This is a genomic window from Nocardiopsis sp. TNDT3, assembly GCF_003427465.1.
GTDB lineage: Bacteria > Actinomycetota > Actinomycetes > Streptosporangiales > Streptosporangiaceae > Nocardiopsis > Nocardiopsis dassonvillei.
Window position 1 is genome coordinate 1 of sequence record NZ_QPFC01000063.1, and the last position, 8,207, is coordinate 8,207.

Sequence of the window (8,207 nt, forward strand, 5' to 3'; positions counted from 1 at the left end):
GAGGTTGGGCAGGGTGGGGGCGGCCACGATGCGGTTCTCCCGGCGCAGGAAGCGGGCGGTCACGGCCAGCCGGGTCGCGGCGTCCTCGGCCTCCAGCATCCGCTGCTTCTCCGCCTGGTCCAGGACCGCGGCCGCGGCCACCGCGTAGGACAGCGCGATGGGGTCCTTGGGCAGCTCGGGCGAGGCGTCCGGCGACATCCCGATCGAGGCCAGGCGCTGGGAGTAGGTCCCGAACAGATCGCGCACGCGCTCGGCGTGCTCCTCCGCGTCCGGGCCGGTCGGCTCGGGCAGGAAGGACACCGACGCGGTCGAGTACTCCTCGGGGGAGGAGGCGTCCACCTGCGACAGGTCGGTGATGGAGAACCGCGCGCCGCCCTCGACGACCAGGTCGTAGCGGCCGTCCTCGTAGGTGCGCACGTCGCGCACCAGGGCGGTGCACCCGGTCGCGCTGATCCGGGGCAGCGAGGTGCCCGGTCCTCCCGTGGTGGGCGTCCCGGTGTCGGCGCCGCCGGAGCCCTGGCCGGACTCGGAGGCCACCTCCTGGCCCAGCTCGATCCACACGACGCCGAACCGGAGCGGGCCCCGGCCGCGCCCGCCCTCGTCCCCCTGGGCGAAGTCGGGCCCGAGCAGCTCCGCGACCAGGCGGCGGTAGCGCCGCTCGAAGACGTGCAGGGGAACGGTCATACCGGGGAACAGCACGGTGTTCAACGGGAAGATCGGCAGGGCCAAGGGCATGGTTCCAGTATGCCCCTCATGCCGGGAACGCGGGCGCCGAAACCGGCGGCGCGTCCCCGGCCGGTCCCGGCCCCGAGGCCCGCGGGCGCCCGGGGTCCGGGTCACGGGGTCAGGAGACCGACGGGCCGGCGGTGCCGGGCGCGCCCTGGCTGCCGCTGTCCTCGCTGGGCATGTCCCGGGCGACGAAGTCCTCCACGTGGAACAGGTTGCCGTTGGCGCGGTCCACCACGTTGAGGAGGGTCGACATCTTGGCGACCTCCTCGGTCTGCTCCTGGATGAACCACTGGAGGAACTGCTCGCCGGTGTAGTCGTCCTCGTCCCGGGCGACCTTGGCCAGGCGCTGGAACTGGTCGGTCACCTCGCGCTCCTGGCGAAGGGCCAGGGCGACCAGGTCCCGGGGCACGGCGAAATCGGTCTCGATCTCGTCCACGCCCGGAAGGGAGAACGGGACGTCGGTGTCCAGGAGGAACCGCACGATCATCATCGCGTGGTCGCGCTCCTCCAGGGACTGCTCGTAGAAGACCCGCGCCAGCTGGGGCAGGTCGTGGTCGTCGAACCAGGCGGCGATGGCCACGTACTGGTGGGAGGCCGTGAACTCGTGCCGCACCTGGTCGACGAGGAGCCGGTGGAACTTGGAAAGGCCGATATCGCTGCTCTTGTTCGAAGTCATGAGTACACGATAACGCATGGAAAAGCATTTCGCGACATTTATCAGTGTGACTCGAATTTCTTAGGCAAGCCTTTCTGAAGGTTAATAAGGTTAGGTGTCCCAAACTTAGGCCGCACTTATTCGGGCGTAACGCGTTCCACCCCGTCGGCGCCCTCCCGGGCCGGCGCGTACCCGCCGGTGGCGCGTGTGGCGTCCATCATCCGGACGGCGCCGCCCACCGAATGGGCACTTCCCCCTAGACTGGGACCGTGATCAGTCGAATCGACCTCCGAGGCACCCAAGGCGACCCGCGTCAGGCCCTTCCGCGCGCGGAACTGGACGTGGCGGCCGCCGCCGAGCGCGTACGCCCCCTGTGCGAGGACGTGCGCCATCGCGGTGTCGAGGCCCTGGTCGAACTCACCGAGCGCTTCGACGGCGTCAGACTGACCGACATCCGCGTGCCCAAGGACGCGATCGAGGCCGCCCTGGACGGCCTCGACCCCGCCGTGCGCGCCGCGCTGGAGGAGTCCATCCGCCGCGCCCGCGCGGTCCACCGCGACCAGCGCCGCACCGACCACACCACCCGCGTCGTGCCCGGGGGCACCGTCACCGAGAGGTGGATCCCCGTCGACCGCGTCGGCCTCTACGTGCCGGGCGGCCGGGCCGTCTACCCCTCCAGCGTCGTCATGAACGTCGTCCCCGCCCAGGAGGCGGGGGTGCGCTCCCTGGCGGTCACCTCGCCGCCCCAGAGCGCCTTCGGCGGGCTGCCCCACCCGACCATCCTCGCTGCCTGCGCCCTGCTCGGCGTCGACGAGGTCTACGCCGTCGGGGGCGCCCAGGCGATCGCCATGTTCGCCTACGGCGCGGGCCCCTGCGAGCGCGCCGACATGGTCACCGGCCCCGGCAACATCTGGGTGGCCGCGGCCAAACGCCTGCTCAAGGGCGTCATCGGCATCGACGCCGAGGCCGGTCCCACCGAGATCGCGATCCTCGCCGACGCCACCGCCAACCCCGACTACGTCGCCGCCGACCTGATCAGCCAGGCCGAGCACGACGTCGTCGCCGCCTCCGTCCTGGTCACCCCGGACGAGGCGCTCGCCGAGGCGGTCACCGACCGCCTCGCCGCCCGCGTGGCCGCCACCAAGCACGGCGACCGCGTCCGCGAGGCCCTGTCCGGCCCGCAGTCCGGCATCGTCCTGGTCGACGACCTCGACCACGGCCTCGCCGTCGTCAACGCCTACGCCGCCGAGCACCTGGAGGTCATGACCGCCGACGCCGCCGCGTGGGCCGCGCGCGTGCGCAACGCGGGCGCGATCTTCGTCGGCGACTTCTCGCCGGTCTCCCTGGGCGACTACGCGGCCGGGTCCAACCACGTGCTGCCCACCGGAGGCTGCGCCTGCCACACCGGCGGCCTGAGCGTGCAGACCTTCCTGCGCGGCGTGCACGTGGTCGAGTACGACCGCGAGGCGCTGACCGACGTCGCCCACCACGTCATCGCCCTGGCCAACGCCGAGGACCTGCCCGCGCACGGCGAGGCCGTCGCCGCGCGCACGGACCCGGCCTGAGCCCGAAGGCCACCCGCCCGGCGGGAACCCGGGCGCGCGGGCCCCGCGGCCGCACCGGCCGCGACCCGCACGCCCCGCCCGCCTCCGACCGACCATGAGCGTGCAACCGTGAGCTTCACCCTGAACGACCTGCCCCTGCGCGACGACCTGCGCGGCCGCTCGCCCTACGGCGCGCCGCAGCTGGACGTGCCCGTGGTGCTCAACACCAACGAGAACCCGCACCCGCCCTCGGCGCGCCTGGCCAAGGCGCTGGCCGAGGCGGTCGCCGACACCGCCCTGGGCCTCAACCGCTACCCCGACCGGGACGCGGTCCGCCTGCGCGAGGGCCTGGCCGCCTATCTCGGCCACGGCCTGACCGCCGACCAGGTGTGGGCGGCCAACGGCTCCAACGAGGTCCTCCAGCAGATCCTCCAGGCCTTCGGCGGCCCCGGCCGGTCCGCCATGGGCTTCGAGCCGTCCTACTCCATGCACCCGATCATCTCCCGGGGCACCGGCACCGCCTGGGTGTCCGTGCCGCGCGGAGCCGACTTCCGCGTCGACGTGGACGCCGCCCTGGCCGCCATCGCCGAGCACCAGCCCAGCGTCGTCTTCCTCACCTCGCCCAACAACCCCACCGGCACCGCCCTGGACCTGGCCGACACGGAGCGCGTCCTGGCCGCGGCCCCCGGCGTCGTGGTCGTGGACGAGGCCTACGCCGAGTTCCGCCGCGAGGGCACGCCCAGCGCGCTGAGCCTGCTGTCCGACCACCCCAGGCTCGTCGTCTCGCGCACCATGTCCAAGGCCTTCGCCCTGGCCGGGGCGCGCGTGGGCTACCTGGCCGCCCACCCGGCCGTGGTCGAGGCCCTCCAGCTGGTCCGCCTGCCCTACCACCTGTCCGCCGTCACCCAGACGGTCGCGCTCACCGCGCTCGACCACGCCGACGAACTCCTCGCCGCCGTCGCCGACCTGCGCGCCGAACGCGACTCCCTGGTCTCCTGGCTGCGCGGGCACGGCTTCTCGGTCGCCGAGTCCGACGCCAACTTCGTCCTGTTCGGCGAGTTCGAGGACCGCAGCCGCGTCTGGCAGGACATGCTCGACCAGCAGGTCCTCATCCGCGAGACCGGCCCGCCCGGGTGGCTGCGCGTCAGCGTCGGAACCCCGCAGGAGATGGCCGCCTTCCGCCGGGCCCTGCTCAGCGCCACCGGACGCTGAGCCGTGCCCGCCGACCCCGAGACCGCCGCCGGGCCCGGCCCGGCCGGGCCCCGCACCCACCGCACCGAGCGAGGAAGTCCCACCACCATGAGCCGCACCGGACGCGTCGAGCGCACCACCAAGGAAACCAAGGTCCTGGTCGAGATCGACCTGGACGGCACCGGCGTCGCCGACGTCTCCACCGGCGTCGGCTTCTTCGACCACATGCTCGACCAGCTCGCCAAGCACGGCCTGTTCGACCTGACCGTGCGCACCGAGGGCGACCTGCACATCGACTCCCACCACACCATGGAGGACACCGCCCTGGCCCTGGGCGCGGCCTTCCGCGAGGCCCTGGGCGACAAGCGCGGCATCCGCCGCTTCGCCGACGCCAAGGTGCCCCTGGACGAGGCCCTGGCCGAGGTCACCGTCGACGTCTCCGGCCGCCCCTACCTGGTGCACAGCGAGCCCGAGGGCATGGCCCCGCTGATCGGCCGCGACTACGACACCACCATGACCCGCCACATCCTGGAGTCGTTCGTGGCCCAGGCCCGCGTCGCCCTGCACGTGCGCGTGCCCTACGGCCGCAACGCCCACCACATCGTCGAGTGCCAGTTCAAGGCGCTGGCCCGCGCCCTGCGCGCGGCCACCGAGGACGACCCGCGCGTCAGCGGCATCCCGTCCACCAAGGGCGCCCTGTAGATGGACGGATACCTGTGGGGGATCGCCCTCATCGTGCTCGGGGGCTTCCTCGCCGGGGGCGCGTACGCCCTGTGGAGGGTCAACCGGCCCCTCGCCGTCGTCCTGGCCGGATGCACGGCGCTCGCGCTGGCCTCCGGCGTACTGCGCCTGGACTACTTCTGAAGGGGAAGGGCAGCACCATGCCGTCACGAGTGGTCGTCTTCGACTACGGCTCCGGCAACCTGCGCTCGGCGCAGCGCGCGATGGAGCGCACCGGAGCCGACGTCACCGTCACCTCCGACCCGCACGCCGCCCTCGACGCGGACGGCCTCGTCGTCCCGGGCGTGGGCGCGTTCAGCGCCTGCATGTCCAGCCTCCGGGCCGCGGGCGGCGACCGGATCATCGGCAGGCGCGTGGCCGGGGGCCGCCCGGTCCTGGGCATCTGCGTGGGGATGCAGGTGCTCTTCGACCGGGGGGTGGAGCGCGCCGACTCCGACGCCGAGGCGGGGGAGGAGGTCACCGAGGGCTGCGGCGAGTGGCCCGGCACGGTGGACCGCCTGCGCGCACCGGTCGTTCCGCACATGGGCTGGAACACCGTCCGCCCGCCCGAGGACACCCGGCTCTTCGCCGGGATCGGCCCCGAGGACCGCTTCTACTTCGTGCACTCCTACGCCGTGCGCGAGTGGGAGTTCACGCCCACCAACGAGCGCATCCCGGCGCCCGGGGTGACCTGGGCCGAGCACGGCGAGCCGTTCGTGGCCGCCGTCGAGAACGGACCCCTGTGGGCCACCCAGTTCCACCCGGAGAAGTCCGGCGACACGGGCGCCCGCATCCTGGCCAACTGGGTGGACACCCTCTGACCGGTGTCCGCCGCGCCCGGCCCGCCACCGCTCCCGAAGACCTTCCGACCGACGAGAACGAGATGACTCCATGACCGGCGAGACCACCACCCCCGTACTCGAACTGCTGCCCGCCGTGGACGTGGCGGGCGGCCAGGCCGTCCAGCTCGTCCAGGGCAAGGCGGGCTCCGGCGGGCAGTACGGCGACCCCTTCGAGGCGGCCCTGGCCTGGCAGTCCGCCGGTGCCGAGTGGATCCACCTGGTGGACCTGGACGCCGCGTTCGGCCGCGGCCACAACCGCGACCTGCTGCGCGACATCGTGGGCCGCCTCGACGTCAAGGTCGAGATGTCCGGCGGCATCCGCGACGACGAGTCGCTGGCCGCCGCCCTGTCCACCGGGTGCAGGCGGGTCAACATCGGCACCGCGGCCCTGGAGAACCCGGAGTGGTGCGCCAGGATCATCGCCGAGCACGGCGACCGGATCGCGATCGGCCTGGACGTGCGCGGCACCACCCTGGCCGCGCGCGGCTGGACCCGCGACGGCGGCGACCTCATGCAGACCCTGGAGCGCCTGGAGTCGGAGGGCTGCGCCCGCTACGTCGTCACCGACGTCCAGAAGGACGGCACCCTGAAGGGCCCCAACCTGGACCTGCTGCGCACCGTGTGCGAGCGCACCGACAAGCCGGTGGTGGCCAGCGGAGGCGTCTCCAGCCTGGAGGACCTGCGGGCGATCGCCACGCTGGTGCCGCTGGGAGTGGAGGGCGCCATCATGGGAACCGCGCTGTACGAGGGCGCCTTCACCCTGGAGGACGCCCTGGCCACGGTGCGCGAGTCCGGGAGCGTGCGGCCGTGAGCGTGTCGGTGCGCGTCATCCCCTGCCTGGACGTGGACGCCGGGCGGGTGGTCAAGGGCGTCAACTTCGAGAACCTGCGCGACGCGGGCGACCCGGTGGAGCTGGCGGGCACCTACGACGCCGACGGCGCCGACGAGCTCACCTTCCTCGACGTCACCGCCTCCAGCGGCGACCGCGAGACCACCTACGACGTGGTGCGCCGCACCGCCGACCAGGTGTTCATCCCGCTGACCGTGGGCGGCGGGGTGCGCACCCCCGACGACGTGGACCGGCTGCTGCGCGCGGGCGCGGACAAGGTGGGCGTCAACACCGCCGCCATCGCCCGGCCCGAACTCATCAGGGAGATCGCCGAGCGCTTCGGCCGCCAGGTGCTGGTGCTCTCCGCCGACGTGCGCCGGGTGCGCGAGGACGGGCGGCCGACCCCGAGCGGGTTCGAGGTCACCACGCACGGCGGGCGCCGCAGCGCCGGGGTCGACGCCCTGGAGTGGTGCGAGCGCGCGGCCGAGCTGGGGGCGGGGGAGATCCTGCTCAACTCGATGGACGCCGACGGCACCCGGTCGGGCTTCGACCTGGAGCTGATCCGGGCGGTGCGCTCACGGGTGGAGGTGCCGCTGATCGCCTCCGGCGGCGCGGGCGCGGTGGAGCACTTCGCCCCGGCCGTGGCGGCGGGAGCGGACGCGGTGCTGGCCGCGACGGTCTTCCACTTCGGGCAGTTCACCATCGCCGACGTCAAGAAGAGCCTGCGCGAGGCGGGCCACCCCGTCCGCTGAGCGGCGCGGGGCCCGGCCCCGGCCGCTTGCAGGCACAAGGCCTCCGCGCGCACGCGAGCGCGCGGAGGCCTTCCTCGTGTCCGGCCCGCTCGTGTCCGAGCCCCCGTGTTCCGCGGCCCCGCCTCCGGCCGGAACCCGGTCCCGCCCTGTGGCCCGGTACACGCGCACACCGTCGAATCGGTTGGCGCATGTGCTGAGAAAACAGGACAAGGACAGAGAACTATGTCCTTTTGGTGGCATTGGCGTGCATTTTGTGAACGTGGCGCGGGTCTCACACATCGAACAGTGTGTAACACCCAACCACTCCGCAGCACCGACCACAGGGACCCCAGGGGAAAGGAACCTCTCCATGTCCACCACCACCGGGCGGGCCGCATCCCTCCTCGCGGCCGCCGCCCTCGCCGTGACCACCGCCCTCGCCACCGCGCCCGCCGCCCTGGCGGACGACATCGACCAGACCTCCCCCGAGGTCCTCGCCGCCATCGAGTCCCAGGTCTGGCCCGAGTACACCCTCGGCGACTCCAGCATCGACGTCTACGCCGCCAAGATGCTGCTCTCCTCGGGTGAGATCAACCCCGGCGAGCTCAACCTGGAGTTCGACCAGGACCTGCACGACACCCTCGTCACCTACCAGGAGGCCTTCGGCCTGCACAACGACGGCGACCTCAACCCCGACACCTGGGAGCACTTCCAGGAGCTGGTCTTCGGCCAGCACCAGTTCCGCCGCGGGGACACCGGCCCGGTCGTCACCATGATCCAGCGCGAGCTCAACGCCAAGTTCAACGCCCACCTGGCCACCGACGGCGTCTACGGACCCGCCACCGAGCGGGCCGTCCGAGCCGCCCAGGAGCACTTCGGCATCGGCGTCGACGGCGTCTTCGGGCCCGTCTCCTTCCACGCCGTGATCAGCTACCAGGACTACGCCCGCTGACCGGCCCCGCGGCG

10 protein-coding genes are annotated in these 8,207 nt (G+C 72.9%); 8 read left to right on the forward strand and 2 right to left on the reverse strand.

Annotated features, from left to right (window positions below; all coding sequences use genetic code 11):
• Both DQW06_RS01770 and DQW06_RS01775 read right to left on the reverse strand, forming a co-directional pair.
• Positions 1 to 735: LON peptidase substrate-binding domain-containing protein (locus tag DQW06_RS01770; protein ID WP_117197844.1), on the reverse strand; the 735-nt coding region annotated here is incomplete at its 3' end.
• Positions 736 to 844: 109 nt separating this feature from the next.
• A complete protein-coding gene (locus DQW06_RS01775; protein ID WP_019610981.1) occupies positions 845 to 1,405 on the reverse strand; it encodes a ferritin in 561 nt (186 codons plus the stop codon).
• 248 nt (positions 1,406 to 1,653) lie between these two features.
• On the opposite strand from DQW06_RS01775, the gene hisD reads away from it, so the two are divergent.
• From hisD to DQW06_RS01810, 8 genes are all read left to right on the forward strand, one after another.
• Positions 1,654 to 2,949, forward strand: a complete 1,296-nt coding sequence (gene hisD / locus DQW06_RS01780) for a histidinol dehydrogenase (RefSeq protein WP_198662359.1) — start codon at positions 1,654 to 1,656, stop codon at positions 2,947 to 2,949.
• Positions 2,950 to 3,057: 108 nt separating this feature from the next.
• Positions 3,058 to 4,140 (forward strand): histidinol-phosphate transaminase, encoded by a 1,083-nt coding sequence (locus DQW06_RS01785; protein WP_013154206.1) that lies wholly within the window; start codon positions 3,058 to 3,060, stop codon positions 4,138 to 4,140.
• 87 nt (positions 4,141 to 4,227) lie between these two features.
• Positions 4,228 to 4,821: an imidazoleglycerol-phosphate dehydratase HisB gene (hisB, locus tag DQW06_RS01790; RefSeq protein WP_026338663.1), complete on the forward strand. Its 594-nt coding sequence runs from the start codon at positions 4,228 to 4,230 to the stop codon at positions 4,819 to 4,821.
• Positions 4,822 to 4,983, forward strand: coding sequence for a hypothetical protein (locus tag DQW06_RS29100; RefSeq protein ID WP_013154204.1), 162 nt, complete (start codon positions 4,822 to 4,824; stop codon positions 4,981 to 4,983).
• 17 nt (positions 4,984 to 5,000) lie between these two features.
• A complete protein-coding gene (hisH, locus tag DQW06_RS01795) occupies positions 5,001 to 5,660 on the forward strand; it encodes an imidazole glycerol phosphate synthase subunit HisH (protein WP_013154203.1) in 660 nt (219 codons plus the stop codon).
• 70 nt (positions 5,661 to 5,730) lie between these two features.
• Positions 5,731 to 6,492, forward strand: coding sequence for a bifunctional 1-(5-phosphoribosyl)-5-((5-phosphoribosylamino)methylideneamino)imidazole-4-carboxamide isomerase/phosphoribosylanthranilate isomerase PriA (gene priA / locus DQW06_RS01800; protein ID WP_013154202.1), 762 nt, complete (start codon positions 5,731 to 5,733; stop codon positions 6,490 to 6,492).
• Entirely contained in the window at positions 6,489 to 7,262 is a 774-nt protein-coding gene (hisF, locus tag DQW06_RS01805) for an imidazole glycerol phosphate synthase subunit HisF (protein ID WP_013154201.1), read from the forward strand. The genes priA and hisF overlap by 4 nt, the downstream gene beginning before the upstream one ends.
• A gap of 349 nt (positions 7,263 to 7,611) precedes the next feature.
• Complete coding sequence (locus DQW06_RS01810) at positions 7,612 to 8,193, forward strand: peptidoglycan-binding protein (protein ID WP_117197843.1); 582 nt, start codon at positions 7,612 to 7,614, stop codon at positions 8,191 to 8,193.
• Positions 8,194 to 8,207 lie beyond the last annotated feature (14 nt).

Coding starts and splice junctions, on each gene's coding strand:
- DQW06_RS01775 (WP_019610981.1), bottom strand. CDS start 1,405: ATGACTTCGAACAAGAGCAGCGATATCGGCCTTTCCAAGTTCCACCGG.
- hisB (WP_026338663.1), top strand. CDS start 4,228: ATGAGCCGCACCGGACGCGTCGAGCGCACCACCAAGGAAACCAAGGTC.
- DQW06_RS29100 (WP_013154204.1), top strand. CDS start 4,822: ATGGACGGATACCTGTGGGGGATCGCCCTCATCGTGCTCGGGGGCTTC.
- hisH (WP_013154203.1), top strand. CDS start 5,001: ATGCCGTCACGAGTGGTCGTCTTCGACTACGGCTCCGGCAACCTGCGC.
- priA (WP_013154202.1), top strand. CDS start 5,731: ATGACCGGCGAGACCACCACCCCCGTACTCGAACTGCTGCCCGCCGTG.
- DQW06_RS01810 (WP_117197843.1), top strand. CDS start 7,612: ATGTCCACCACCACCGGGCGGGCCGCATCCCTCCTCGCGGCCGCCGCC.